The sequence below is a fragment of the Pseudarthrobacter sp. NIBRBAC000502771 genome, from assembly GCF_006517215.1.
Classification (GTDB): Bacteria; Actinomycetota; Actinomycetes; order Actinomycetales; family Micrococcaceae; genus Arthrobacter; species Arthrobacter niigatensis.
Genome location: NZ_CP041187.1, coordinates 3,413,496 through 3,440,184, shown reverse-complemented (window position 1 = coordinate 3,440,184; position 26,689 = coordinate 3,413,496). Strand labels below are relative to the sequence as shown.

The window sequence follows — 26,689 nt, the reverse complement described above, 5'->3', positions numbered from 1 at the left end:
CAACCCGCCCATGGACCCAAGCCTCATCGCCCAGGTACTGTTCCTGCGCGCCGCGTGGCGACAAAGGGACCACTGGGACGACGCCCACATCACAGCCCACCAGGAACACGCCCTCCAGGAGCTCCGCCGGGCGGCCTACGCCGGCTCCGAGTTCTACCGGCACCACCACGCAGGCCTCCACAACGCCCCGTTGGACCAGCTGCCGCCCGTCACGAAAGCTGACCTGATGGAGCACTTCGACGATGCCCTCACCACACCGGACCTCAGGCTCGCTGACCTCGAAAACCATCTACGGGCCCTCACCCAGGCCGGAGGGGATCCGGGGCTGCCCTGGCAGGGCAAATGGTGGGCCGCGGCAACAGCCGGCACCACAGGCCGGCGCGGAACCTTTGTCTGGAACCGCACCGAATGGGCGACCGTCCTGGCCTCCTACGCCCGGGCCAACGACTGGGCCGGGATCTCCGCCGGCATTACCAGGCCCCTGAAGATGGCGCTTGTCAGCTCCCGCATCCCCACCCACCAGTCCGCCGTCGTTGGAGCATCCCTGCGCTCCAGAATCGTCCCCGCCCTCCGTCTGGACGTCACCGCCCCCATGGAAGAGACGGTCGCTGCGCTGAACGGGTTCCAACCCAGGATCCTGGTCGGCTACGCCTCAGCACTCAAACCCCTCGCCGCCGAGCAGCGTGCCGGCCGCCTGCGCATCGCTCCGGAAGGCGTCATGTCCGCATCCGAGGTCCTCAGCCCCCGTGCAGCTGCCGAACTGGAAGCCGCCTGGGGGAGCAAACCCTTCGATGTCTACGCCGCCACCGAAACGGCAGGGATCGCGTCCCCCTGCACCTACCGGAACCGTCACGTCTACGAAGACCTGCTCATCATCGAGCCCATAGACACGGCAGGAAACCCCGTCCCAAACGGAACAACCGGCGCGAAACTCCTCGTCACAGTCCTGTTTTCCCGGACCGTCCCACTCATTCGCTACGAAATGTCCGACACCATCAAACTCGGCGGGCGCGAGTGCCCATGCGGCCGATCCTTCACTGTGCTCCAAGACATCGAAGGCCGCCTCGAAGACGTCCTCCACCTCCCAGGGGAACAAGGCGTCATCCACATCCACCCAATCGTCTTCCACCACATCCTCGACGAGGCCGGATACAACGGATGGCAGGTCATCCAGGAACCCACCAAACTCCGTGTGCTCCTTGCCGGCCTCGCCCCGGGAGCCTCCACAGAAAACGTCCGCACCGCAGTAACAGCAGCGCTCAAGAAAGCCGGCGCAGCAGCCACGGACGTAGAAGTGCACATCACCGAACACCTCGAACGAACTACCCTCGGCAAGGCACCCTTCGTACGAGCCCTACCCGAACCGCAATAACGAGAGCGCGACCGCCCGGGGATTCCATCGAAGTCTCAGGACGGCACGAGTGCACGGCACTTCTGACATTCGGTGCAGACGACTTCTGAAAATGACACAGGGACCCCCGACGATAACCAGTAGTGCTGCTTCGGCCCCCGCCGGACAGCTCAAAGGTGAGGGGAGGGGGTGCATTGACCCCCTCCCCTCACCTACAAGGGCTCGATAGTAATTTCGAGACCAGCTACTGTAAGACGCACAGTTATACGGAAGCCGTGACTCACTCGGTTACCTCCTTTCTCTAAAAGATGGTCCCCTCGCCGGCCAGGGCGGGGGGGACCAATCTGCTTCCCCTCCATCATTGGGTCTGGGTGAGCCTCCGACTAGCCACAGACCCCCGCCTTTCGAGCGGTGCAGGATAGCGCTTGCAGCGATGTGAGAGGTCGTTCGTAGCCGGTTATTCAAGCATTTGCAGCATGGACCATCTACGCTTGTTGCGGAATCTATTTAAAAGAAGAAGTACAAGGACACCGAGGACTCCGCGAATCACGTGAACTGCAGGTCGTTCCGCCAAGAGTGCAAAGTTTGTTGAGAGGATCGCTTTGGACGAGCCGGTTGATGCCTTAGTGAGGCTGAAGAACGCTGTAGATCGAGCCAAGCGAAGCTCCTCAGTTCAATTCCCCATCGTCTTCGTCCGCAGGGAAGAGGAGGAGCCGCTGCTTTCACAGTTGATGCGCGGCGGCCGCGGAGGCGAGGTCAGGCTGCGGCTCTACCTCACACTGAGGATGCAGGCGACAAGACATCCTTACGTGCTTCGACAGAAGACGGCTAGAGGGCTCGCAGCCATGCTTAACCTGCCGGCTGACACCGGTCCCCGGCAAATAAACGCTGCTCTGAAATGGCTGGAATCAAAGCGCTTGATTCGGCGCGAGTTTGAGCCAGGGAAGATTCCTCACATCACTTTGCTGAGGCCTGACGGTACCGGGGAAGAATGGGGCGCGAAATTCGAGCGGCGCTATGTTACGCTCCCCATCGAACTGTGGGCGAACGGATGGATCCTCAAGCTGAATGGCCGTTCCTTAGCCGTATACCTTGCACTCCGCGAGCTCACGGGCGGAACGGGCCAGGATGGAGAAGTCATGGCAGGGCACCGAAAGACCCAATATGGCATGTCTAATGACACCTGGACGCGGGCCACGAAGGAGCTCGAAGACCTCGGACTCCTCACAATGTCGTCCGAAGTGTATGGAGACGACGACCTAAGAATGCGCGTTCGTAAGCGCTATCGCCTCAAAGCCTTGGCAGACATCGGCTCTCCGTCCTGGTAAATGGCACCAACCGGTGCCCTTGCTGCCGCATGCAGTGAAGCGAACCGCTCGAGGCTCTGTTCGCCCTGGACCTTTGTGTCCACCGACCGACCATCCCAGTCCTAGGGAAGTGGGACGCGCCAAATCGTGCCTTTAGTAGGTTTCGCCATATTCTCGTGATCATGGCGAATCATAGGCGTGAGCTGGTCAGTCGACGTGCACGCGACGCTGTTCGGGATTTCATGAGCGGCACGACGTTGGGTCAGATCGATGAGCTCTGGCAGGACGAACTTTTTGCTCCTGTATTTGACGATCCGGAGCCAGTTGGCGGTCAGCGAGTTACTCACTTCCAGGGCTATCTAGATCATGTTGATTGGACTGACCCGTCGCAAGTTGCACGTGCGCTCAGAGTCTTTGAAGCGGCGCTTTCCTGGTTGTTCGATCCGACCAATGAATATCGACCAGGCGCCGAGCGTGTCGAGCGCATGCGGCGTCTTTTCAGACGGGACGGCTACGAGTGGACTGATGAGGGAAAAATTGTTGGCGGGCCTGAAGCTGTTGTGGTCGAGGATCCACTTCTGGCTGGCATTACCGATCCGGCAGTCATTTTGGAACACCTTGATCGGATAAGCCGGGCAGTTAGGCATGGTGACCCTGCCCAAGCCATAGGTTCTGCAAAAGAACTTATCGAGAGCACAGCCAAACTCGTCCTGCGGGAAAGAGGGGAAGTGCTGTCGGGGCGTGAAGAAGTGCCGGACCTTGTGCGGCGTGCACAGGAGGCTCTAAGTGTGCATCCGACACAGGCTGGGGGGCCAGATGCAGCCCCGTCAGTGCGCCGCATTCTCGGGGCAGCGAGCACAGTTGCGACCGGAGTCGCCGAATTAAGAAACGCTGGTTACGGTACAGGCCACGGGCATGACGCAGTACGGAGTGGTCTCGGTGCACGTCACGCACGATTGGCGGTCAACGCTGCGAAGCTTTGGTGTGAATTCATCCTCGACACCCTGTCTGACGAAAGGGCGCCTTGGCATGCCAAAGAGACCGGTCATGATCAAGCGAGGTAAGCCAGTCGGCGAGGCGGGGCCTAACATGCCAACAGTGGTTGTTACACCGCCAAACCGAGGGGAGTCCTCGGCAGGGTAAATTTTGGGGATGCCGCACCCTGGAATACCTGACCTCGCTGCTCGACTCGGAATCGATCTCGGTCCGGGTGTTGAGCCGACCAAAGAAAATCTCCTGAGCGCTATCAACGTCGAACTCAGAGACCTGCAAGTGCCCCGACCTACAGCGGCCCAACACTCACGCCAGGTTGCTCTCATTGAGGCCCGCGGTGAACTTCTTGGAACTGGTCAGGCAGGGGCGTCCGCATCTACGGATCTAGTGCCCATCTCACTCGTGAGTCAGATGGTGGAGGCCCTTCAAAAAAACCTGGCCAAAGAGCCAACAGTCGCTCCCGACCGTCCGGATGCAACCCTAACCATGAGGACAAACGTTAAAGCCACAGCGACCCAAGCATCGGCCGATTTCACGAAAGCACGTTCAGTACCGTTCGCGGGGGCCGGGGCCCTCATACTCTCGGCCTACGGGCTCAGAACCTTCTTCAACGTTGGCGACGTGGAACTCCCATCGGAATGGTTCTACCCCCTCTTTTGGACAGCAGTCGTCGTCATCGTTGTCGGCTACCTCGCATCCATGGTGGCCCAGAGGCAAGCTAGCCGGATCCTGAGGGCGCTCTACAATCCCGACGTCCAGGAAGAAGCTCTGAGCCGTCTTGGCGATGAATCCTTGGACTATTTCGGCAGCCACAGCCAGAGAACGATTGAGATGGATGGCGAACCCGGAAGACCACATCGGGCCATTGATAGCGGTGATGGGATCATCGTCAACCGAAGCCTGTATCGATATGGTCTACGCGATCTTGCTTACGGGAGGGCCGGGAGCCTTGGGTACATTGTCGACCTTCTATCCACAGTGGACCTCGCGGCTGCGACTGACGATGCTACAGGGTTGGCATTGGACCGTCTCTGCGATCTGAAAATAATCGAGCCCGTCGTCTACCACCGCCGCCAAGCGTTCAGACTCATCTGGGACCGCCCAGAGGTCGAGATAAGCATAAGCAGCGGCCGCGATACCTGAAAGCGTGGCGGAACGTGTTCCCTGTCCACGCCCACGTCGGCGGAAATTTCGACCACCAATGGCTCTACCAGCGTGAGGTTCACCGGGCTTTTGTCCTTGCTGAATCTGTTCAACGTGGTTTCCGTGATTACTTCTGGCCAGGGATGCAGCCCTTGCGGCGGCCGCAGATGGGCGCCGAGCTCCCGTTAAGCCTTAGACGGCAGCACCGTAGACCGTCCCACGATCCTTAGTCGGCCTTCCACGGGCAGACCGGCTACGACGTGCTGCGGCCGATCCATGGGGCCGATTACCGCAGCCCACACCACATCCACGGATTGGCGCCGCTTCACCTTCCACCACTGCCTGACGCCGCCCTGGTAGCTCTGCCCGGCACCCTTGACCACGAGCCCTTCCAGTCCGGCGTGGTGCAGTTCTTCAAACCATCGGAGCGCCTGGGCGCGGTCCGTGGTCATCGGTGAAAGGTTCAGCGGCGGCTGCCAGTCAGCGGCCAGTTGCTCCAGCAGCTCCCTGCGCTGCTCCAGCAGCGCGTCCCTGATGTCGTGCCCGGCGACGGCCAGCAGGTCGAACGCCACGAATGACGCCGGTCGTTCCCGCACAAGGGCAGGCAAGGCGGCTTTTGAAGTGACCAGGCGCCGCTGCAGGGCATCGAAATCGAGCCTGTCAGCGGTCCAAATCAGGGCCTCGCCATCTAGGACACAACCGGGAGGAACCTGCCCCCGCCAGGGCCTCCACAAGATCCGGGAAATAGCTGGATAAATCCTTGCCCTGGCGCGAGTACAAGGACACTCCAGAGGCCGACACCAGGACGCATGCCCTGTACCCGTCCCACTTCGGCTCATAGCGGCTACCGCCAGGCAGCGCCGCCTCTGTCGGGACCGACTCAACGGCCTTAGCCAGGGCTAGGGACACGGACGGATGAAAGGACGGCGGCACATCCTCTGTCATAGCGCAACGCTACAGCCGCCAGCCCTAACAGGCTTAGGCGGCGGCGGCTCCTGCGTCCGTGATGCCAGCCAGTAACCACTGTTCCGATAGTGGGTCGCGGCGCAGCTCGAACGTGCGCAGAGCCGAGGTTGAGGTCAGGCGGACCTGGACCTGCCAGTGTTCGACGCTGACCAGGTCACCGCAGCCAACCGGTGCCCGCTTGGCGGTCTTCCACCAGTCCGAGCGCGTAAACCAGCGCACTGGTTCGGCGGCCACGGCCCAGATCCGGTCGTCATATCTGACGGCCAGGGGTATGCCCTTCGCGGTAAATCTGACCTGTACGGGGACGTCCAGGGGTTTATCACTTGCTGTTCTTGCCACGGGTCCGCTCTCCCAAATTCCTGTTCATCATTTCCTCCCGGCGGGTGACCGCCGAACTCCATACCCAGGTCCGGTACGTGACCGGCCCGTCCTTCCACGTCACTTCGGCTGCTTTCGCTGTCCAGGCAAAGACCTCGCCGTCCACCAGCTCGGCGCAGTTCGGGAACCGGATCCATGCCTTCACCGGGATGCCTGGATACCCGTTCTTGACAGGGAAGTGCTCGAAATCGAGTTCTTCCGCGGTCAACCCGATTGGGCCGGCCCGCCGTGCGTACTGCGCCTGCAGCGCGGCCGCAAAACTCTCGGAGGACATACCACAACCTTAGAACATATATTCGAATAGACACGCCAAAGAACGGCGGCCATGGTGCTGGCCGCCGGCTCTCATCATGGGGGAGAGGTACGACAACGAGACCCCCGGCTTAGACCCAGTGGGGACAGCTTTGAACTGTGCGGAGGGCTCCACCTGCCCGCCAATGGGCATAACCCGGGCTAAGAGCCCTGGTCTCCGCTGCGCTGCGCCCAGGAGACGGTCCTTCGCTGCGCTCCGGCCTGTAAATGCTTGTTTTTCCCTTACATCTGGCTGGGTTGTTCTCCGTACAAGGCCGCTCATCGTAGCCGGCCGGGGGCCCGACCCATCAACCCACGTACACGGACAATCCCACGCGGTCGCCAGGGCTCCCTTATTTCGCGGGCTTCCCCGCGCACTCTTCGGGGTTGACGGCCCACCCTCGACCGGCTGCGACAGCGGGGGCCTCGCACGGCGGGGCAGGAAGGAGGTGGCTACATGAGCACCGACGAAGCGATCAAGCTCGCGACAGCGGTCGTGAGCCTGATGACAGCTGTCATCGCTCTGCTCTCCACGCGGAACGCGCTCTTAACGAGCAAACGCTCCCGAGCGGCAACTCGGAAGCGTAAGCGTAAAGCAAGGAAGTAGGTGTAGCTACGAACCCGGTGGTCGTGACCGCAAGGCTGCGGCCACCGGCTCCTTCCCAGACTAAGTCCTGTTCAACGATAAGGAAACCATCATGGAGCCACTGACCATCATCAACTTCGTGCTCTCCCTGGCAGCACTTGGTGCTTCCATCACCGCCTACCGCGCCACCGCCAAGACCCGGAAGGACCAGGAAACATAAAACAGGCGAGAGGCGGGCCCACAGTCCGTGAGTCCGCCTCTCGGCACTGCCAGGCTGAAGCCAGACGCGGGGGGAGCAAAGCGCCCTATTGACGACGCCCTGGTTTCCGCTGCGCTTCAACCAGTTTGTCTTGGGCGTCCGCTGGCGCGGCCGGCTGTTGGGTCCAGGGCGCGCCGTCGCAGAGCTCCGGACCCCCTGAACCTGTGTGTCTACGACGTTTTTGGCTGCTGTCCTTCGGATTGTACGTGCCCGTTCCGGCCCCTCTAGCCCCTTCGTTCCTCCGGGGCCTGCGGCCCGGGAAAGTCTTCTCCGGCGCTCCTTCGTCGCTTATTTCCTTTCGAAGATTTCCCGGGTCTTGCCCTGCGGGTAGACGGGCCTGCACGTGCACAGCTCCGCAAGCTTCGCCAGCAGCCAAAAACAACGGGGGGGGAGAGGGGAGCTGGCCGGTCACCTGAGCCGCCCCACCCACCCAACTTCTCGGCAAGAAGGAGCAACACCACATGAGCGCAGTAAGCAAAAAGACCGTGACCCTCGCGGACACGGAGGAAACCATCGACGGTGTGACCGTGCTGGGTGATTACCACATGAACGGCGGCTACGACTGGATGGAACTGATCGAAGAGCACGGCTGGGCCGTGCTCTCCAGCTGGGGCTGTGACGGCTGGGACCTTGGCCAGTGGCCCTATGTGATGGTCGCTGTGACCCGCTCTGCTGACAGCATCGGCAACCTGTTCGGCATCGCCACCTATTGCGAGGGTGACGTGACCTGCACCTACTACAGGACCAAGGCCCGCCTGTGGGACGCGATCACTGAACAGGCGTTCTACCACTGGAAGAACGGGCAGGCCCAAGGCCCGGCAGACCTGCCGGAAGCCGCCGCAGAACTGCCCAGCCGCTACCGGATGCCATTCGCCGTGCGGGACGCCGCCTAACCAGCGCTGGCAACGGCTGTACTGCCCGGCCGCGAGCCGGGCAGTACAGCCCCCACGACTTCAAAGGAGCCAGCACATGAGCAACGACACCACCGCCCCCAAGGGCATCACCGCCCTGGTCTACCGCGACGCCCTGGGCACGGACTTCTCGAACCGGGGCATCTCCGCCCGCGTCATGGAAGTAACCGTCATTGGCGAGGGCATCGACCCGGTTTTCGAGGCCACCGAGGAACGGCCCGCCGTCCGGCTCGTCAAAAACGAGCACTTCCACCGCGAAAGCGTGATCCACGCCGAGCCGGTCGCCCCGGAAGGTGAGTCCGCACCGTGGTACATGTTCGGCGGCACGTTCATATTCAGCAGTGACTCACGGTTCCGCCGCGCAGCCGGACACTACGGAGCCGTCCCGCTGCACGACCGCCGCGAATAGGCCCGAGGGTGGCCGGTCTTTCGGGGCCGGTCACCGCGGGCGGTCCGCCGTCCTGGCCGGTCTTTGTTGGTGGTCGCCAGCGGCGGACCGCCAATTCCGCAGTAACCAGGTGCACGGTTGGCGGCCGCCGGCGGCAGGCCATGGGCTGTGGTGCCGTTGGGTTGTCCCTGGGCAGGGGAGTGGAAGGGCAGGCTCGCTGGGCTCGCCCTGGTTTCCGCTGCGCTTCAACCAGTTTGTCTTGGGCGTCCGCTGGCGCGGCCGGCTGTTGGGTCCAGGGCGCGCCGTCGCAGAGCTCCGGACCCCCTGAACCTGTGTGTCTACGACGTTTTTGGCTGCTGTCCTTCGGATTGTACGTGCCCGTTCCGGCCCCTCTAGCCCCTTCGTTCCTCCGGGGCCTGCGGCCCGGGAAAGTCTTCTCCGGCGCTCCTTCGTCGCTTATTTCCTTTCGAAGATTTCCCGGGTCTTGCCCTGCGGGTAGACGGGCCTGCACGTGCACAGCTCCGCAAGCTTCGCCAGCAGCCAAAAACAACGGGGGGGGGGAGAGGGGAGCTGGCCGGTCACCTGAGCCGCCCCACCCACCCAACTTCTCGGCAAGAAGGAGCAACACCAATGAACGCAGCACCCACGCTGGAAATTCTTGACCCGGCAACGCTGACCGTCGATGTCAACGTCCGCAAGGACGCCGCCCTGACCTCAGATTTCATCGCCAGCATCAAGGAACACGGCGTCATGGAACCCGTGATCGCTCACCGCAGGGACGACGGAACCGTGCACGTCCTGATGGGCCAGCGCCGCACCCGCGCCGCCGTCGAAGCGGCTCGGCCCCTGATTCCGGTAATGATCATCGAAAGCCCCGAGGAAGCCGAACGCATCGTCACGCAGGTAGTGGAGAACATCCAGCGCGCCGAACTCACCGAAGCCGACGAGGCCGACGCCTACCACCAGCTGTCCCTGATCGGTGTCTCCGCCGCCGCGATCGCCAAAAAGACCGGACGGACCAAGACCACCGTCGAGTCCGCACTCAAAGCCAAGTCCACCGAGACCGGAGCCACCGCCCTGGGCAAGGGCTACACCATCGAAGAAGCCCTGATTCTGGCCGAATTTGAGTCCGACGAAGACGCGACGGCCGAAATCGAATCGGTCATCATGGACGAACCCGACATGCTCCTGCACGTCACCCAGCAGCTGCGCGACAAGCGCGACCGCGCCGCAGCGCTGGCCGCACTCACCGCCGAACTGGAAGCGGCAGGAACCATCGTTGTTCCCGAATGCGGGTACGGGGAGGACAGCGAAACCCTCCGCGTTACCTCGCTGAAAAGGGCAGATGGGGAACCGGCCACCGACGAGGACGGAAACGCCGTCTACATCGAGACGGACTATCGCGGCGAGCACTCCGCCGTCCCCGTCGTGACCGGCTGGAAAGACCTTGGCTTCACGCTCCGCTACTACAGCGGCTACGGCACCTCTTCGGCCCCCAAAGGCCCCATGACCGAGGAACAGAAAGCCGAACGGAAGACCCTGATCGAGAACAACAAGCTGATGCAGTCAGCTACGACCGTCCGGCGGGAGTGGGTCAAGAACCTGCTGGCGAAGAAGCAGGCCCCCAAGGGCTGGCAGTACTTCACCCTCCACGCGATCACCCACCACTCCGAAACCGCCAGCGGTTACGAAGGGAAGGTGGCCGCAGAGATGGTCGGGGCGAAGTTCGAAGAATCCAACCAGTGGGCGTGGAACCCGCTCAGGGACCACGTCGCCAAGACGACCGCCCGGCCGGAGTTTGGACTGATTGCGCTGATCTGCGCCGGGTATGAAAAGACCATCCAGAAAGACTCGTGGCGCTCACCGGGCCAAACCCACCGGGACTACCTGAACCAGCTGGTCGCATGGGGATATGTTGACCGGACTAAGGCAGGCGTCTCCTCCCTGGCGTAGGCAAACGGATCACGGGGACTAAGACACTGCAGCCCGGAGGTAATGAAATGTCAGTGCTCCGCGGCAGCATGATCCTTGTGAAGTAAGGATCTGTCAGACCCTGAGGTTGCTGGCCTCGGACGACTGAGCCAACGGAGGCTGCAGTATGGGTATTCAGAATCAGGGCATCGTGGGTGACCTCCCATCCGTTGGCAGGGTTAGAGCCTTGCCAGTATCTCCGTATTGGGAAATGTTGGACCGTGATGATGCGCGCGTGCCCAGTGTGGAGCGGTATTTGCAGGACTTCTGGGCGCGGGGGATGAGCTCGTCGAGTGTTGAGTCTTATGCGCGGGACCTTTTAAGGTGGTTCCGCTTTTTATGGGGTTCCGGCAAGGAATGGAACCGCGTGACCCGCGATGACATACGGGAATTCGTGACAATGCTTCGGGCATCGACGAAGAAGCCGGCGCGGCCACGGCGGCCGGTGCCGGCTATTAACGAAGTGTCGGGCAAGCCCTATTTGAGCGCCCAATACTCGCCACGAACTATCAATCACAACCTGTCAGTGCTCTTCGCGTTCTATGACTTCCACCGAAGAGCATTGACCGGGCCATTGCGGAATCCAGTGCCGGAGCGGGCGGGACATTACGGTCGTTTTGGGGCGCACCACAACCCAGAAGAGGAATACCGACAAGGACCTCGAGCTGACTACCGCCAAAAAGTTCCCGTCCAGGCGCCCCGCTCCATTCCTGATCAGGCCTTCGAGGACCTGTTCACCAGGCTCGGCACGGACAGGGACAGAGCCTTGGTCGCCTTCTACGTCTCTAGCGCCGCCAGACCCTCGGAGCTTGTCGGACTAACCAACGGCATGGTCGATGTGGGGCAACAATGCATCTCCGTCGTGCGCAAGGGTTCCGGGGCGGTCCAGCGGATCCCCGCGTCTAACGAGGCCTTCACGTGGTTTCGGCTTTACCAGGACTCGTTGCCCGAAGATCTCATCCAGGCAGGGTCCGCCGCCTGGTGGACTTTACGAAAGCCCTACCGGCCGCTGAACTACGAAGCCGCCAGAGGCATTCTTCGGCGTGTGAATACTGTTCTGGGTGCTAACTGGACCCTCCACGACTTCCGCCACACAGCCGCCATCCGCATGGCACGAGATCCGAACGTCTCCCTCACGGATATCCAGGCGGTTCTCGGACACGTCCACATCACCACAACCGAGAACTACTTGCGGCTCCGCGAGGACGAAGTCATCGAACGGGTGAATCAGCATTTCATCTCGCGAGCGGCAGCGAAGAGGAGTCCCGGGGCCCCTCCTGATCGTCCATCGCCGTACTCGGCTGCAGACATGACCGAACTTTTTGGAGGCAGCCAGTGGCAATAGTTCGCGATTACGTCCCCTCCTCGCCTGTTCCCATCGCACCTCCAACGCCGGAAGTCGACCCGCAAGACTGTATGCCACGCCTCTCCTCGATAGCCCAGGACGAGCTGATTGAACGCGCCAAAAGCCTCACCGGCGCCGATGCGGTTACTGTCCGGGGCGTCAGGGTCATTCTGAAAGCGTTGACTGAATTCGAGGGGCAAACATGGCAGCAACGGTGGCAAAACGCTGGCTGCCAAGACCCTGGCCGTGACTGGAAAGACCGGCTCGGCAGCCCCTGGAAAGGGATCTATCTTAACCGGGCAGCCTTCGAATCCGCGAACGGAATCGCAGACCTCATAGCGCTGGACGCGATCCGCCCCAGTTACACCTGGCTTCGAGAAGGATCACCAAGGCTTCACCGAATTCGCTTGAACAGGCACCCGGACTTCTTCACTCAGATGACCGAACATGGGCTAGGGCTGCAGGTGAGACCTTCAAACATCGAAAACGGCCTCACGGTCATGACGAAAGTACTGGCCCACACCGGCGCGCACTTGCAGGAGCTACGACCAGAACATCTGCTGGGATTCCGGGATTACCAGATCGGGCGGGGCAAGACACCGGACGGGCTCACCTATGCCTGGGCCGCGCTGAAAGATCTCGGGATCTTTGGCTCCACCACACCAGGACTATTGCAGGCAGTCGCCGGCCGACGGCCCTCCGTGTCCGAAATGGTCGACTCCTACGGCATCCGAAACCAACCGGTAAGGGACATGCTGGTGCGCTACCTCCAAATTCGAGAACCCTCGGTGGACTACTCCACCCTTCGCTGGATGGTCTACGAACTCGTCAAGAACTTCTGGCTCGATATTGAAGCTCACAACCCCCAAGCTAACAGCCTGCGTATCAGCTTCGAAGAAGGCCGAGCGTGGCTCAGCCGATTCACGCACGGATCCATCTCGACCAAGCACCGCACGCTGTTTATCGTCAGGGGCCTTTACCTGGACATCGCATCCTGGGCCACCGATGACGCCTACTGGGCCCAATGGGCCGCCCCTTCATTCCTGACGCGGGAAGATACCTCCGGGGCCACTAAACATAAGCGTCGGACCCAAGCCCGAATCCATCAAAGAATCCGGGACTTGAGCCCGATTCTGCCGAAGTTGCTGACCAGCGCCGCCCAGGAACTCAAGGATGCTCAAGCACTATTAGCCGCAGGAACAGCCGTTGATCAAGGAGAGGAGTTTGAACATCAAGGAATCACCTACCGCCGCATCGAGCTGAGGCGGCGAACGATTAATGCACCGCGAGGTTCAGGCCGCGTCTGGGTCATTGGCGGCCGCTATGAACGCCGCTTTGACCTGACTCAACTCGAGGACAACTGCTTCTGGAGTTGGGCTCTGATTAATACACTGAACGAGACAGGAGTAAGGATCGAGGAATTGGTCGAGATCACCACTCATGCGTTCTCCATTTACCGACTTCCCGAAACCGGGGAGGCGCTTCCACTTCTTCAGATCGTCCCCTCCAAGACCGACAGGGAACGGATACTCCTCATCTCTCCCGAACTCGCCCATGTCTTCGCACTCGTGAAGAGGCGGATTGCCACCGCTGACGGACGCGTTCCCCTGGCAGTCCGCTACGACGACGCAGAGCGTGTCTACAGCCCGCCCCTACCGCACCTGTTCCAGTTACACACCGGAAGCGAACGCCGAACGATGTCACCCGCCTGGGTCAGGATCGCCATCAAGGACGCGATTAGCAGGGCCGGCCTCAAAGACGAGAACGGGAACGACTACAAATTCACGCCACACGATTTTCGAAGGCTCTTCGCCACGTCGGCTTTATCTGCAGGGCTGCCCATCCACATCCTCGCCAAGCTCATGGGCCATCAAAACATCTCCACAACCCAGGGGTACGCAGCCATCCACGACGAGGAAACCCTCCGTAACTTCCGCAGTTTCCTCAACAGGCGCAGGTCCCTGCGGCCAGCCGACGATTATCTCGAACCGACGGAAGCAGAGATAAGCGAGTTCCACGAACACTTCAAAAAGAGAAAGGTCGAGCTGGGTAGCTGCGCACGAGCCTACGGGACCCCCTGCATCCATGAACACGCTTGCATCCGTTGCCCGGTGCTGCGCCCCGACCCATCACAACGCTCTCGCCTGGAAGACATAATCGAAGCCCTCGAGAGCAGGAAGATCGAAGCCGAGCAGCGCGGATGGCTCGGCGAACTCGAAGGGATAGAGATCAGTGTGAATGCGGCCCGTGAGAAGCTGGGCCAGATGGTGAGGCAGGTGTCGCTTGGAATGCCTCGCGTTTCACGCGCGTAGAGGCAAGTAATTGCAATTTCAGCTCGGATGTATCTCTAAAATCAGTTGACACTTCTGGGGTGCGGGTTTAGTTTAGGAGCACCATTTCGCGCTGCGCTGGGGGGCTACGCGAGAACAGTATGAAAGCATGTTTGCGGATCCAGTAAGCCCAGCCGTTATCTAACGAAAGGGCGGGCCGCTGCCTTCGGCGCGGTCCTGACTGTTTGGGAATCTGCTTTAGGGGAAATCATGCTAAATCGCACCAGATTAATAACCAAATCTTTGCTAAGTGTCGGCCTCGCTTTAGTTCTTTCACTCCAAATAACCGTACCTTCCATTGCTGCGGGCGAGTCAGACAGTCCAGGCAACGGGAAGTCTTCCGCTGGGGAACGCGTGCGGCCAGGTCTTCAGCCCTGCGTCGACATGGCCCTTCAGATGAAGCTTCAGCAGTGGGTCTGCAATGCCGAGGGCCTCACCATCAACAAGGATGCCGCGGGGCAGCACTCGGAGAAGTTTATAGCGATGAAGTCAACCGACTACTATGCAAACCGGCCCGCGTCCGGCAGCGTCTCCCTTCTGGCGGCAGACGATTACGATAGTTGGTGCGAGTTTGGCACTATCTGCCATCGAAATATCAGCAGTTATATATCCGAGACTAAAGGTAATGCGGCCTATGGCAATGAGTATGGAGTTATAGGCAACTACGACGCAATCCTCAGGACGAATTTGAACGGTCGTTCGGCCCAATGGAGGGCGGTCGGCATTTGGGACAACGGGCCGCAGCTATATTTCTCATCCACCCAAGTGCAATGCATCGAAAACACGGCATTTCCTATCGTATGTGGAAATCATGGATTGCCTAACGTAACGCTAACGACGTATTCACCGACTTGGCGCTATGACTACAGCACCGTATACGGAAATTACTTGAGCAACAGCAACTACTACCACGGAGCCTTCCAAACTTTGTTCACGCCAACCGGTTACCCTACGTACAGGGCCGCCAATCTTGCGACGCTTTCCTTTAACTGCCCAGGGACGCAGAACTGCTACTTCTAATAGATGCGAGTCTGGGGTTATACGTCAAAGGAAGTTGATGTATAACCCCAGAGATCTAACAACAGGAGGAGTCCATGTGGGAGAGCGGATCTAACAACAGGAGGAGTCCATGTGGGAGAGCGTCGCGATAGCTGAGCCATCTGACCGTTGGGCCGAGTTGGACGAGACGGGTTGGGACGCCCTGATCGCTTGGGCCGCCGGACCACAAAATCTGCGTCGGTATCCGAACTCGGACGCGAGTCGCACTGTTTCAACGACGCGGGCCCGAGGTGACGCCACTGATCACTTCGATGAGCCGTTTACCGAAACCGACCGCCAAATCGTGGATGACTCCGTAGATGCATATTTGGCTGATGCTGGGATCCCCGCGAGGCCTAGAGGCTATCGTTGGTTTCTCCGCGTGCCGGATGCCTACGAGTCTGCCCACACCTTTCACCGCGAGGTCCACGCCGCTATCAACTCGGTTGAACCACCCAGTCATCCGCATCCTAGAAATTGGCGCCCCCTAATCGAGGAAGTCATAGCTGCGCTGTACTCCCTTCCAGAGGGGACGGACGCAGACCAACGACGAAAGGGCGATGACCGTTGACTGCGCTAGTCCGGAGAAGATACACAGCAAGCGAGGTTGAGCAGATCATCATCGACAGCGGCGACAAGACAGAGACAGCCGGATAAACCACGGCTTCTGTGCCGGGCGGCGGATCCCAAACCCCGCCCGGCACAGGCCCGGCCCAATCGCCGCAGGAAGGCCAGGAACCTTCCAGAAGTCGGGCGGTCCGCCGCCCAGGGCGAACCCACAGCAGCGACTCACCAGCGACGGACCGCCGATTAACGCACCCCACGTCCGCGCCCACCAGGTGCCGCGCCCCCAGGGAACAACGACGCTCCCAGCGGCTGCAGCACCCGAAGAAGAACATTCAGCTAAGCTGAACCCATAAGTTTCCTTTGCCGAGGAGAACGCAGAATGGCCGGCCTAACCGCCGGCCATTCTTGTATCTCCAGACAAGTCGCAACGCAAAAGCGGCACTCGGTAATCAGCCCGGGACGTTCCGCGGATCGTGGCCGTAGCTGTTCTTCTCAGCGATCTGGCCGTCCTGGTTCTTGATGACGTGCTCCACCTTGTCAGCCTGGGCCGCTTCCCGGCCCGCAGCCACCGCTTCTTCCTTGGTGCCGTAGCCGGCGCCAAACGCGCGGTCAGTACCCTCACGCTTGTTCTTCCACTGGCCGTCTTCGTAGTACGTCTCGATATCGCCCTGAGCCACTGCATACTCCCTCTGCCGATTCGGATCCTGACACCCGCTGTGAACGCGAGTAGCGAAAAGCCCCGCAGCACTTGGGACCGCGAGGCTTTCCTAACGCCGTCCGCCTGATGGGGGCCAGGCGGCGAAGCTGACACCAACCTAATAGCAAGCATGCTTACTTTTCAAGTCCGGGACGGCTCCCTCTCCCATGGTCCACACCATGCGCTGCCGGGCTCGCTGTTCGCCGTGGTTCATGTTCCTGCAGCAGGGACGACGCCCGTTCAGCATTGCCACCCCGCCGGATACCTATCAGCACTTCCGAGGGCTTGGGGCTTCTCAGGCACAGGGGGCCGAGGCCCTTGGCGAACCGGCGGGGATCACCACAGTCGCCGGCGGCGCGACCAGCCATCCGTCCCCGTGGCTCAGTGCAGAATGTCCGCTCAGGTATAGCGCAAAAAAGGCCTAGAATATGCGGTAAAACCTCTATTCATTCAGTTGAATGATTGCTAAAATTGAGGTAGCAAGTCAGCCAGACGAACGAAACTCATTTGATACGAAACCAGGTGCTGAAAATGACTGCTTCACCCACCGCTTACACGGTCTACACCAAGCCCGAGTGCCCGAACTGTGAGAAGACGAAGGACTACTTCGACTCCAGGGGCATCAGCTACACGGCCGTGGACATCACCGAAGTGCCGGCAGCGCTGGAGTACATCACCGCCGAACTCGGCTACTCCCAGGCGCCGGTCGTCGTGAACAACGCTGATGACGAGGACCACTGGTCCGGCCTGCGCCGCGACAAGCTTGTCCAAACGGCCATGAGTCACAAGGCAGCGTGAGGGGCCGTGGCCACCCCGCGCCCGGTCGTCGGGTACAAACTCAGCCCGCGGATCCCGTTGGAGGTGGACCTGTTCCGGCAGGTCAACCCGAGCGGCCGGATTCCCACCGACGTGGTGGACCCTTACGTTGTGGAAACCGCCATTGTGGAACCCCTTACCGAGGATCTGTACGACGACTACGCCAACCCAGGTGTCGGTGGGGATGACCGGTACTTTGAGGCGATCAGCCGCGCCCCGCTGGGGGAGGGGAGTCTCTGGGACTCACACACTGCGAACCAGTACCAGCCCAACGACCTCACCCACGACGAACCAGGTGGGACCGGACCTCAGAACGAACCCACAACATCCACCGAGAACATCACCAGCACACGAGGAAAAGGAACCATCATGGCCGGCGAAACCACCATTACTGTCATTGGAAACCTGACATCGGATCCGGAGCTGCGCTTCACTCCGGTTTCCCGTGAGTTCGGTAAAACTGAAGGCACTCCGGTCGCGAACTTCACCATAGCTTCCACTCCCAGGACGTTTGATGCCCGGAGTAAGGAGTGGAAGGACGGCGAGACACTATTCCTTCGGTCTACGGTCTGGCGCGAGGCGGCGGAGCACGTCGCTGCATCGTTGGCCAAGGGCAGCCGTGTCGTTGCCAGTGGCCGGCTCAAGCCCCGGACCTTCGAGACGAAGGCGGGGGAGAAGCGCACGGTTATTGAATTCGAGATTGACGACATAGGGCTGTCTCTCCGCTACACGGCTGCGACCGCCTTTCGCACCACAGGCAATCGTCCCGTGCAGGACGAATCCCCGGCGCCAGACGAAGTGCCCGTGCAGGAGACAGCCCCGCGCATTGGCCGGAGGGACAGGCTCAAAGCCCCGCAGGAAGCCGATGGAGTCCAGGCCGGCGCCGACGGATACTCGGACGATGACCCTTGGTTCGGCAAGACTGCAACCGCTGAAGGGTACGCACAGCCGGCCCGCGCCGAGGAACCTACCTTTTGACATCACGGGCCCTTAGCTTGAAAGCAATAGATGCCGATTCCTAAGAAGTCGAAGACTGTCTCGGCCTACTTCACCGAAGACGACACGGACCAGATCCGTGCTGCAATTCAGGCCGTGGGCAGGATCGAGGGCTACCCCTCGATCACGGCCTTCGTCGAAGCAGCCACGCTGCGGGAACTGCGCCGTTTGCAACGCAAGTACAACGGGGGAAGAAAATGGCGTGGAGTTCCCGCGGGTCAGATGCGACCGGGACAACGAACTCGCGAGGAAACTCAGCAAAGCCAAACGAGGTTGGATAAGCAACCGCGCGCCTCCCAGGGGCCAGCCAGCGACCATCGCTGAGGCTCCCACAGGCGATCCTCTGAATGGTGGCAAGATGCCCGCGCGAATTGCCACCGCACATAACACCTGACGGGGTCCGGCCTCCGGGTCTGACGTTTAGACTCAAGGAATCAGGAGCGCTACGAATGGGGGAATCATCATGAATGTCGGCTCAAAACAGCTGGTGCAGCTTGGCCCATGGGAAGTGGATGCAAAGACACTCGATGCTGCGGGCGCAGCCTGGAACAGCGTAGTCTCCGGGCGCGTTCCTACAGGCACAAACAGCGGTCTTCCACCGAACGCAGGAAGCGACTTTCCTTCCGCAGGTTGGAGAGTCGTGGGTTCAGTGCGGGAGTCGTGGGCTGAGGAGGTTCTGATCCTAGGTGCACCTTCAGTTGTTGAACCCGGGCGCTGGGTACTGGTTCAACTGGCTCATCTTGAAGATGGCTGGTCGCTGGCCGCGCCGTTGGACTGCCTCCCGGTCCCAGGCCGGGAAAGTCGCCGTCAAGGGCTCCGGTTGTACTGGGATCGAGAGAGCTTTGAGTACGGACGCGGTTCAATGCCCAATCTGGAGGTGGTGCTCCAGAATGATTCGGACATTCCCTGGACCCCGACTGAGCTGGACACAGAGTACGTCCACGGCCGGATCTTTAATAATGAGGGCCGACAGTTGGGTTCGGGCTGGCACTCATACGGAAAGAGCGGGCTGTTACCCACCCTCGCTCCCGGTGAAGGCACAAGACTTTCCGTGACGTGTGACGAGCAGGTGGCCAAAAAGCTTCCGCTAGGAAGTTTTCAGGTCGTGGCCCACCTTTCCGCTATGGGTCTATCTACCAAGACCCGAGCCGGTCTGATCGTTAAGCCGGTCTGATCGTTGACTAGACGCAACGACCAAACCGGCTCAGGCACTTGGGATTCTTACCTGTGTTGCTCCGAGATATCCGGCTTTTTGTGGAGTATGAGTCAGGTTGGCTACGTGAAACGCGGAAGTGTCATTCCGGGCAGTTGGCGCGCATGTGACCTAGGTGTAATTCCCACGGAGGTTGTGAACGCGGCTGATGGGGGTCTGGTCTCCGATGCCGGTGTGGGTTCTGTGGTGATTGTAGTGGTGTAGCCAGTCTTGGTAGGTGGCGGCTCGCTCGGCTTCTGAGGTGTAGGCCTTGGAGTAGGCCCATTCGCTGGTGAGGGTGCGGTTGAAGCGTTCTACCTTGCCGTTGGTTTGGGGCCGGTAGGGGCGGGTCCGCCGGTGCTTAATGTGGGGGCCCAGGGCTGCTGCGAAGACCCTTGAGCGGTAGCAGGACCCGTTGTCAGTGAGTACGGCCTTGATACTGATGCCATGGGCGGCGAAGAACGCAGCCGCACGGATCCAGAAAGCGGCTGCCGTTTCCTTCTTTTCGTCAGCGAGAACCTCCGAGTACGCCAGCCTGGTGTGATCGTCCACTGCGTGGTGCAGATAGGCGTAACCGGTTCCGTCTTTGCGGTTCTTCCTGCCCCTGGCCCGTCCCAGCGCGCGGTGTCCGCCGCCGTCCGGGATGCGGCCAAGCTTCTTAATATCCACGTGGACAAGATCCCCGGGGTTCTCGTGTTCATAGCGCTGTGGTGCAGGCTTTCGGACGGGCAAGCCGGTGCCTTGATCGAGGCAGGCCAGCCGGGGCATCCGGTACCTGGTCAGGACTTTCCCCACGGTGGAGCGGGCTAAGTGCAAGTGGGCCGCTATCCGGTGCGGTCCCCACCGCCGGCTGAAGCGCAACGCCACAATCCGCCGTTCGGTACGCACGGGTGTGCGGTGAGGACTCCGTCGGGGTCGCGAGGATGCATCAGCCATTCCGGACTCGCCTGAACTCCGGTACCGATCCACCCATTTCTTGACCGTTGCCGGCGAGCACTGAAACCGTTCGGCAGCCCGGCGAAGCGTCCAGCCCTGCTCAATGACCAGACGGGCGAGCTTTGCCCGGGCCTTAGGTGTCAGGTCGGCGTTGGCATGGGTAACGTAGGACACGAGGGCCTCCTGGCGTCGGATTGAGTGTGGTAACCCAAATCGATACCGGAGGCCCTCGCCTTTTACATCACGCCACGCTGTTCACAACCTCCGTGGGAATTACACCTAGGGCGTGTCTCCTAAACCTGGGTTGGTTTAGGCGGGATGCTTGATGGGTGTCGCGTACTTCTGTTTTGACTGATGGGCAGTGGGCCCGCATCCAGCCGTTGTTGCCGTCCTCTGATGGTCGTCGGGGTCGTCCTTTTCGGGACGACCGGCGCGTGGTCGAGGGCATCATTTACCGGTATCGGTGCGGGATCGCGTGGCGGGATGTGCCTGCCGAGTTCGGTCCGTGGCAGACCATTTGGAAGCGTCACCGCCGCTATAGCGGTGACGGAACGTGGGACAGCATCCTGGCTGCACTGCTGACGGTCGCGGACTCTCAGGGTGAAGTGGATTGGTCGGTCTCGGTCGATTCGACGGTGAACCGTGCCCACCAGCACGGCACCAACCTGCCGCGCACCACAGGGGGCCGGCTCGAATTACATGAATCTGTTTGCTGAGCCGGACGATCATGCGGTTGGGCGGTCCCGGGGCGGACTGAGCACCAAGATTCACGCCTTGGTTGATGGCCAAGGCAGGCCCTTGGTTCTGCTGGTCGCCCCGGGCCAGGGCGGGGACGCGCCGATGTTCGCCCACCTCATGAACCAGCTGAAGATCAACCGGGCCGGTCAGGGCAGACCCAGAACCCGCCCGGACCGTGTCCGCGGTGACAAGGCCTACTCCTCTCGAGCGATCCGAACCCACCTCCGCGACCGCGGCATTATTGCTGTCATCCCGCAGCCTTCCGACCAGATCGGCCACCGGAAGCGACGCGGCTCCTCCGGTGGCCGGCCCCCGGCCTTCGACAAAGAGGATTACAAAGGCCGGAACGTCGTCGAACGGAACTTCAACGTCTTCAAGCAATGGCGTGCCTTGGCAACACGCTACGACAAACTCGCCCTCACCTACCGCGGAGGAGCGGTTCTTCGGGCAATCAGCATCTGGCTAACAGCTTTAGGAGACACGCCCTAGACCCCACAGGCAAAGGCAGGGCACGATGGGCCACACGATGGAAGCCGGCGCTCAACGCCTTCGCCATCACTTTCGACGGAAGAATCAACTAAATGCCAACCGTGGATCCACCGAAAATCGGACAGTCCCCCGATAATTGACCTTCCGTCAACCCAATCTGCTCGTTGGCTGGATGGTGGAGACATGGCGGGCCGTCGACATAGCGGTGGGGAGAATCCCCTGGCCGTGTAACTAGTCGAGGGAAGTGCATTGCCCCTGCTGAGCGGGGACAAGAACTACGGCAGGTCGAACGGTAGGGCTGTGTAGGCCGTGTTTTTGTTCATGTTCCAGCCGGCGACGATGCCGGAGCCGATCATTTGGTCGCTGAGGCGGGCGAGGCGGTAGGCGGGGTCGGTGTCGAGGGCGAGTTGGAGGAATTGGTGGGCTTTGCTGCCTTTGCCTTCCCACCAGTTGATGTAGCCGATGGCTGTTAGGACTGGTGCTGCGTGTTCGGGGGAGGTGCGGGTGTAGGCGTGCAGGAGGAGTTGTTGTGCCCATTCGATGCGTGACCATTTCGGGGCCTGTTCGGTTTGGGCGAAGAGGACCTGCTGCATGGGTTCGTCCATTCCTGGTATGTCTGCGATGAGCCGATCGCGAATTGCGGGGAACTGCAGGTTGGCGACGAGGGCGTGGCAGTCGTCATCGGCGGGGAAGTCTTGTGAATCGAGCATGTCGGCCCAGAGTTTCCGGCCCTGAAGGAGCGCGGCCTCGGTCGGCTGGGCCTGGATGTTCTCCATGTGGTGTTCGACGGCGGCCGCTTTGGTCTCTGCCTGGTTGCTGCTGGGGAGGGTGATCTGGTCGGTGGGTTCGACGAAGCTGCCGCGGTAGATGAATTCGGCGTTGATGGCACTGGTCTGAGTGGAGCTGACGGGCAGGGGGATGCTGGTGCCGGGTTCGCCGTCGTAGGGGGAGAAGGTGTCATCGCCGACGAAGAGCCCGTCCCGGATGGTGATGCCCTGCTCGGCGAGGACGCCGGTGAGCGCGGCAATGGTGCTGGCCTGCGGCCGCAGCGAACCGGCTTGGGTGGTTTCGCTGGTGTAGACGGCGAAGAGAACGGATGTGGCCGTGGTATCGCTGGTGAGGTAGTGGGCGACGGTGCGGGCGTAGGCGAGTTCCTGCCCCGGTTGGTGTGGGAGGTCGATGCGGAGGGTCGCGCCGATACTGTTCTCGTGCATGGTGATGCAGACCAGGCTTTCCTGTGGCCAGAAGCCGAGGGTGTGTCCGATGAAGCTGAGGACGTCTGATGGTGTCTTGATGGTGAGCTTTTCCATGATCCCTGCTTCTTTCACCCTCGAATTGACTGTTCTTCTGCGGTTATTGATCCTGCGCGTCGTTCTGATAGGGGACCATCCGCTGGGTTGAGGGGCCGGAGTGCAACCTGGGGGACCGGCGCCGGGGACGAAAACTTCGTCCCGGAGCGAACCGGCTCTGGCCTGGGAAGATTTCGGCTCCGGGGTCGGCGCGGTAGCGCCCTGGTTGCGCGGAGGGGCCGCCCAGCGATCATGGGGCACATCAGAATGACAAGCAGTTCGTACTTCTGCTTGTCCATCGGCGGCCAAGACCCGAGCGGCATGACTGGGCGCGATAAGGCCGGTTCGGGATGGCGTGAGCATCGCGGCTCTGCGCCCTTGTCCACGTTGGTCTGCTGCACACAGATAGATTCAGGTCCCGTGTCCCCGGGTGTCGCGGGCAAGAAAATGAGGGCCGGAGTGAGTGTCGAAGCTGTGAGGACAAAGAAGAATCGCACTCCTTCTTCAGGGTGCGGTCGTTGGATTTGAGTTTCTGAAGGGGCCCGAACTGGGTGTGTACATTGTCCACACACATCGCTTCGAATTCAGTCTTATTGCTGTCGGACTGCCTCCGTTTCCGCATGTTTTCGCGCGTTCCCATTATTTGTAAGGGCGAGAATGTAGTTCGAGTCCCACCTCGGGCACAGCAGATCCCCTCGTCAGAGGGGCTTTTTGCTTTAACGTGTCAGATAGTTTGAGTATCGTCGCTCTGGTCCACCTGCCGTGAGCGGGGGTCTGGACCTTCCTCGTTCAGGTTATGTTTGGTGGGCCGGCGGTGGCCCACATCTATGCATTCGCCGGGGAGCGGGACGACATGAAGGGCCCTCATTTTGATACCGCGCCGGACGAGATAGGCGCGGGAACTTCTAGCCGTGCCGTCCCCAGATGATGCACCACACAGCGTGGACGTGTTTCTTTCCTGCAGCAGCGTTATTTGCTGGCGCCGGCGGTGAGGCCTTCTCGCCGGGTTCGTTGGAGGCGTCCTTTACTTTTGTTGCCCGCAGGGTCGTTTTTTTATGCCTGGTCGCATGCGAAAGCGGGTGATGCGGAGGCGTGTGCTTCGACAGCAGCTGTCAGTTCGTCCAGAGTGGGCGGGTTCGCACCGGCGCGCTGCACGGTGATGGCCGCTGCTGCGGCTGCTGTGCGTCCCAGCTGCTCCATGACGGCGGGGGCAAAGCCCTCGGTGCCGCGGGTGAGCAGGCCCAGGATCAGTGCGGCCATGTAGGAGTCGCCGGCGCCGATCGTGTCCGCCACCGTCGCTTTGACGGCGGGAATGGTGATGCTCGCGGACGGCGAGGTGAATTGGGAGCCGGCAGCACCTTTGGTTATCACCGCCAGCCCGGCGCCGAGGCGGAGGATGTGCTGAGCGGTTTCTTCCAGTCTTTTCGCGGGGTAGAGCCACTGGGCGTCCTCGTCGCTGAGTTTAACGACGTCGGTCAGTGCGCCGATTGCTTCGAAGGTTGCCTTCGCTTCGGCGTGGCTGCCAAGCAGCGATGGCCTGATGTTCGGGTCGTAGGTGATGGTGCAATGCTTGTGGGCTTGTTCGAGCAGGGTTTTGACGGCACCGGCGCCGGGGTTGAGGAAGGTGGCGATGGAACCGGTGTGCAGGATTTGGGGGAAACAGGCAGGCGTTGCTCTTGGGAGCTGCCAGCGGATGTCGAAGTCGTATGCGGCGGATCCGTCGGGTCCGAGGGTTGCGGTCGCTGTTGGGGTGCGGGTGAGGGACTTTGATCCGGGCAGAAGTGTCACCCCTGCCCGGTGGAGGTGGTTCTCTATGGTTCTTCCCCGGTCATCGGGTGCAATGGCCGTGAGCAATCCGGTGGTGACCCCCAGGAGACCGAGGCCATAGGCGACATTGGCGGGCGATCCGCCAGGATGCTCAACCTGGCTGTCTTGGGTGGTGACCACATCGATCAACGCTTCGCCGACAACGAGGGCGTCAAAAGGCTGCTGGGCGTCTGGGCATGCTGCTTTGAGGTAATCCATGTTTTTCTCTCGGGCAGTGTTGAGTGGGGAGCGGCTAAGTCGTCGCGTTGATCTCGTTGATCGTGAGGTCACTGAAGGTGGCCGTTCCATCGTTGGCGTAGAGCCGGATGTTGTTGTCACCTTCCAGGGGAAACACGCGGTGTGAGTGCACCACCCGTCCGTCTCCGACGAACATTTCGACGCTGGTCCGGTCCACCAGGAGGCGGAGTGTGAGGCGCCCTGCCGAGGGATCGATGGGTGTTTGGCTTTCCCCGCCAGTGGGGTTGATGGTGGGTCGCCGGTTGACGTAGGCGAAGGGGCCGCGGAGGAATGCACCGGCGGCGACGTGCCGGCCGCCACCGGATGCACGGCAGATCTCAAGGCCGATGTTGGACGGAGGGGCCGCCGGGTCCCATACAAGTTCACAGGTCAGGTCATAGGCCGGTGAACTGATATCGAGGTCATGGGTTCCCGTGACCTTGACGTCCCCCAAGTGGTGGGTGCGTTTGATGTGGTTGGCCAGGCCGGTGGTGGGGGTTGAGACGAGATGGTAGCTTCCGTCTGCCTTCTTGAGCCGGATGTCGCGCACGATCATGTCATCACCGTTGTACGCGTCGGTCGCCAGGGTGGGGGTGTTGTGGGGGTAGTCCCAGAAGTTCGCCCAGCCAAGCGCCCTGCGCAGGGTGGCATCCTCCGCGCCGGACGCGTCGTGGTGGGGATAGGTCACTGCTCCGTAGAAGTCATAGCCGTAGTCCAGCCATTCCGGCTCGGCATGGTCGGGAGCGAACGTGATTCCGTTGAAGGCTCCTGTCCAGTAGGCGTAAGTGGCCGGCAGTCCACGGCCTTTGCCGTTGGCGCTGGTGCCCAGGATCCAGTGCGAAGTACCGTCGTCGGCGGTCATGCGGAAAAGGTCCGGGCACTCCAGCAGCCCCAGGTCCGTGCGGACGAATTCGCCGACCCGCCGCCAGGAACGCAGGTTGGGAGACGTGTAGAAGCCGAGCTTCTGCCCTTCGGCGTTGACCATGAACCACTGCCCGCGGTCGGCGTCCCAGATGACTTTCGGGTCGCGGAAGTCCTGTACACCTGGGTTTGGAAGTACCGGCGCCGTGCCACCAGGTTGGAACGAACGCCCACGGTCAGTTGAATACCAGAGGTATTGGGCCTGGCGGCCCTGGGGTGCCTGGGTCACGAGGGCTACGACGGCGTTTTCACCGTAGCCGGCAGTGTTTCGTTCGTCGATGACAAGGCAGCCTGACCAGCAGTCACCGTTGCCGTTGCTGAACTTGGGGATGGCCACGCCACGGTCGCGGAAGGAGACGTGGTCGGTGGTGGTGGCACGGCGCCACGATGTGCCGCCGCCGCCCTGGAGGTAATCGGCGTTGTAGAGGTAGTAGTAGTGGTATTCGCCGTCAATGTAGATGGGCCGCTGGGGGTCGTTCTTCCAGTTGTCGGGGACGCTGAAGTGATAGGTCGGGCGCATGCGGGTTGGTCCTTTGTAGGGCGGCTTGGCCGGTGCGGTATCGGGAGCATTCGGGGGTGCCGCTGTCGCTGACTGGGCGAAGGGCATTGAGAGTGCGAGCGATCCGGTGAGGACAACGGCCCCGCTTCCGTTCAGGAGGGCACGCCGGGATACGGCGGGTGAATTTTCCATCAGTTACCTTTCGGCGGGCAGCGTCGGTGCTGCCTGGGCGTGAATCTTGATGTTTTG

23 protein-coding genes and 1 pseudogene are annotated in these 26,689 nt (G+C 61.2%); 15 read left to right on the top strand and 9 right to left on the bottom strand.

Annotated elements, in window-relative coordinates; translation table 11 throughout:
* Positions 1-10: 10 nt before the first annotated feature.
* From NIBR502771_RS16035 to NIBR502771_RS16020, 4 genes are all read left to right on the top strand, one after another.
* Complete coding sequence (locus NIBR502771_RS16035; RefSeq protein WP_141160626.1) at positions 11-1,372, top strand: phenylacetate--CoA ligase family protein; 1,362 nt, start codon at positions 11-13, stop codon at positions 1,370-1,372.
* 581 nt (positions 1,373-1,953) lie between these two features.
* Complete coding sequence (locus NIBR502771_RS16030) at positions 1,954-2,679, top strand: hypothetical protein (protein ID WP_141160625.1); 726 nt, start codon at positions 1,954-1,956, stop codon at positions 2,677-2,679.
* A gap of 161 nt (positions 2,680-2,840) precedes the next feature.
* On the top strand, positions 2,841-3,722 hold the full coding sequence (locus NIBR502771_RS16025) for an abortive infection family protein (RefSeq protein WP_141160624.1): 882 nt from the start codon (positions 2,841-2,843) through the stop codon (positions 3,720-3,722).
* Positions 3,723-3,810: 88 nt separating this feature from the next.
* Entirely contained in the window at positions 3,811-4,794 is a 984-nt protein-coding gene (locus NIBR502771_RS16020) for a hypothetical protein (protein ID WP_141160623.1), read from the top strand.
* A gap of 185 nt (positions 4,795-4,979) precedes the next feature.
* On the opposite strand, the gene NIBR502771_RS16015 is transcribed toward NIBR502771_RS16020, so the two are convergent.
* From NIBR502771_RS16015 to NIBR502771_RS16005, 4 genes are read right to left on the bottom strand one after another with little or no spacing between them, the layout of a single operon-like run.
* A complete protein-coding gene (locus NIBR502771_RS16015; protein ID WP_256371455.1) occupies positions 4,980-5,528 on the bottom strand; it encodes a hypothetical protein in 549 nt (182 codons plus the stop codon).
* Positions 5,455-5,739, bottom strand: a complete 285-nt coding sequence (locus NIBR502771_RS21130; RefSeq protein WP_256371454.1) for a hypothetical protein — start codon at positions 5,737-5,739, stop codon at positions 5,455-5,457. Before NIBR502771_RS21130 ends, NIBR502771_RS16015 begins: the two co-directional genes overlap by 74 nt.
* A 33-nt stretch (positions 5,740-5,772) precedes the next feature.
* Entirely contained in the window at positions 5,773-6,099 is a 327-nt protein-coding gene (locus NIBR502771_RS16010) for a hypothetical protein (protein ID WP_141160622.1), read from the bottom strand.
* On the bottom strand, positions 6,080-6,412 hold the full coding sequence (locus NIBR502771_RS16005) for a hypothetical protein (RefSeq protein WP_141160621.1): 333 nt from the start codon (positions 6,410-6,412) through the stop codon (positions 6,080-6,082). The genes NIBR502771_RS16010 and NIBR502771_RS16005 overlap by 20 nt, the downstream gene beginning before the upstream one ends.
* A 1,323-nt stretch (positions 6,413-7,735) precedes the next feature.
* Between NIBR502771_RS16005 and NIBR502771_RS16000 the strand changes: the two genes are divergently transcribed.
* The 7 genes and pseudogenes from NIBR502771_RS16000 (at position 7,736) to NIBR502771_RS21250 (ending at position 15,828) form a co-directional block, all read left to right on the top strand.
* Complete coding sequence (locus tag NIBR502771_RS16000) at positions 7,736-8,167, top strand: hypothetical protein (protein WP_141160620.1); 432 nt, start codon at positions 7,736-7,738, stop codon at positions 8,165-8,167.
* Between the two features lie 76 nt (positions 8,168-8,243).
* Entirely contained in the window at positions 8,244-8,594 is a 351-nt protein-coding gene (locus NIBR502771_RS15995) for a hypothetical protein (protein ID WP_141160619.1), read from the top strand.
* A gap of 609 nt (positions 8,595-9,203) precedes the next feature.
* The gene (locus tag NIBR502771_RS15990; RefSeq protein ID WP_141160618.1) at positions 9,204-10,526 is read left to right on the top strand and encodes a ParB/RepB/Spo0J family partition protein; all 1,323 of its coding nucleotides are present in this window, start codon (positions 9,204-9,206) and stop codon (positions 10,524-10,526) included.
* 145 nt (positions 10,527-10,671) lie between these two features.
* Positions 10,672-10,902: pseudogene (locus NIBR502771_RS21255) on the top strand (site-specific integrase); the annotation flags it as partial.
* 9 nt (positions 10,903-10,911) lie between these two features.
* Positions 10,912-11,889: a site-specific integrase gene (locus NIBR502771_RS15985; RefSeq protein ID WP_246839698.1), complete on the top strand. Its 978-nt coding sequence runs from the start codon at positions 10,912-10,914 to the stop codon at positions 11,887-11,889.
* Positions 11,890-11,960: 71 nt separating this feature from the next.
* Positions 11,961-14,201, top strand: a complete 2,241-nt coding sequence (locus tag NIBR502771_RS15980; protein ID WP_141160616.1) for a site-specific integrase — start codon at positions 11,961-11,963, stop codon at positions 14,199-14,201.
* Positions 14,202-15,348: 1,147 nt separating this feature from the next.
* A complete protein-coding gene (locus tag NIBR502771_RS21250) occupies positions 15,349-15,828 on the top strand; it encodes a DUF5956 family protein (RefSeq protein ID WP_223995547.1) in 480 nt (159 codons plus the stop codon).
* Between the two features lie 445 nt (positions 15,829-16,273).
* On the opposite strand, the gene NIBR502771_RS15975 is transcribed toward NIBR502771_RS21250, so the two are convergent.
* Positions 16,274-16,501 (bottom strand): DUF2188 domain-containing protein, encoded by a 228-nt coding sequence (locus NIBR502771_RS15975; protein ID WP_120693051.1) that lies wholly within the window; start codon positions 16,499-16,501, stop codon positions 16,274-16,276.
* A 551-nt stretch (positions 16,502-17,052) separates the two neighbouring features.
* Here NIBR502771_RS15975 and NIBR502771_RS15970 point away from each other — a divergent pair.
* The 3 genes from NIBR502771_RS15970 to NIBR502771_RS15960 are packed head-to-tail and all read left to right on the top strand — an operon-like array spanning position 17,053 to position 18,657.
* On the top strand, positions 17,053-17,319 hold the full coding sequence (locus NIBR502771_RS15970; RefSeq protein WP_141160615.1) for a glutaredoxin family protein: 267 nt from the start codon (positions 17,053-17,055) through the stop codon (positions 17,317-17,319).
* Between the two features lie 6 nt (positions 17,320-17,325).
* On the top strand, positions 17,326-18,315 hold the full coding sequence (gene ssb, locus NIBR502771_RS21245; protein WP_371706604.1) for a single-stranded DNA-binding protein: 990 nt from the start codon (positions 17,326-17,328) through the stop codon (positions 18,313-18,315).
* Between the two features lie 30 nt (positions 18,316-18,345).
* A complete protein-coding gene (locus tag NIBR502771_RS15960) occupies positions 18,346-18,657 on the top strand; it encodes a hypothetical protein (RefSeq protein ID WP_141160614.1) in 312 nt (103 codons plus the stop codon).
* 1,000 nt (positions 18,658-19,657) lie between these two features.
* Here NIBR502771_RS15960 and NIBR502771_RS15955 read toward each other — a convergent pair.
* Entirely contained in the window at positions 19,658-20,635 is a 978-nt protein-coding gene (locus tag NIBR502771_RS15955; protein WP_141160362.1) for an IS481 family transposase, read from the bottom strand.
* Between the two features lie 155 nt (positions 20,636-20,790).
* Between NIBR502771_RS15955 and NIBR502771_RS15950 the strand changes: the two genes are divergently transcribed.
* Positions 20,791-21,688, top strand: a protein-coding gene (locus tag NIBR502771_RS15950; RefSeq protein WP_141160643.1) for an IS5 family transposase whose coding sequence is annotated in 2 segments (ribosomal slippage) — positions 20,791-21,141 and positions 21,143-21,688 — 897 coding nt in all. Because the reading frame shifts where the segments join, the coding sequence is not laid out codon by codon here.
* A gap of 275 nt (positions 21,689-21,963) precedes the next feature.
* Here NIBR502771_RS15950 and NIBR502771_RS15945 read toward each other — a convergent pair.
* From NIBR502771_RS15945 to NIBR502771_RS15935, 3 genes are all read right to left on the bottom strand, one after another.
* Positions 21,964-22,998, bottom strand: coding sequence for a DUF4192 domain-containing protein (locus NIBR502771_RS15945; RefSeq protein WP_141160613.1), 1,035 nt, complete (start codon positions 22,996-22,998; stop codon positions 21,964-21,966).
* 1,032 nt (positions 22,999-24,030) lie between these two features.
* Complete coding sequence (locus NIBR502771_RS15940; protein ID WP_141160612.1) at positions 24,031-25,002, bottom strand: carbohydrate kinase; 972 nt, start codon at positions 25,000-25,002, stop codon at positions 24,031-24,033.
* Between the two features lie 34 nt (positions 25,003-25,036).
* Positions 25,037-26,632 (bottom strand): glycoside hydrolase family 32 protein, encoded by a 1,596-nt coding sequence (locus NIBR502771_RS15935; protein WP_246839697.1) that lies wholly within the window; start codon positions 26,630-26,632, stop codon positions 25,037-25,039.
* Between the last annotated feature and the right edge of the window lie 57 nt (positions 26,633-26,689).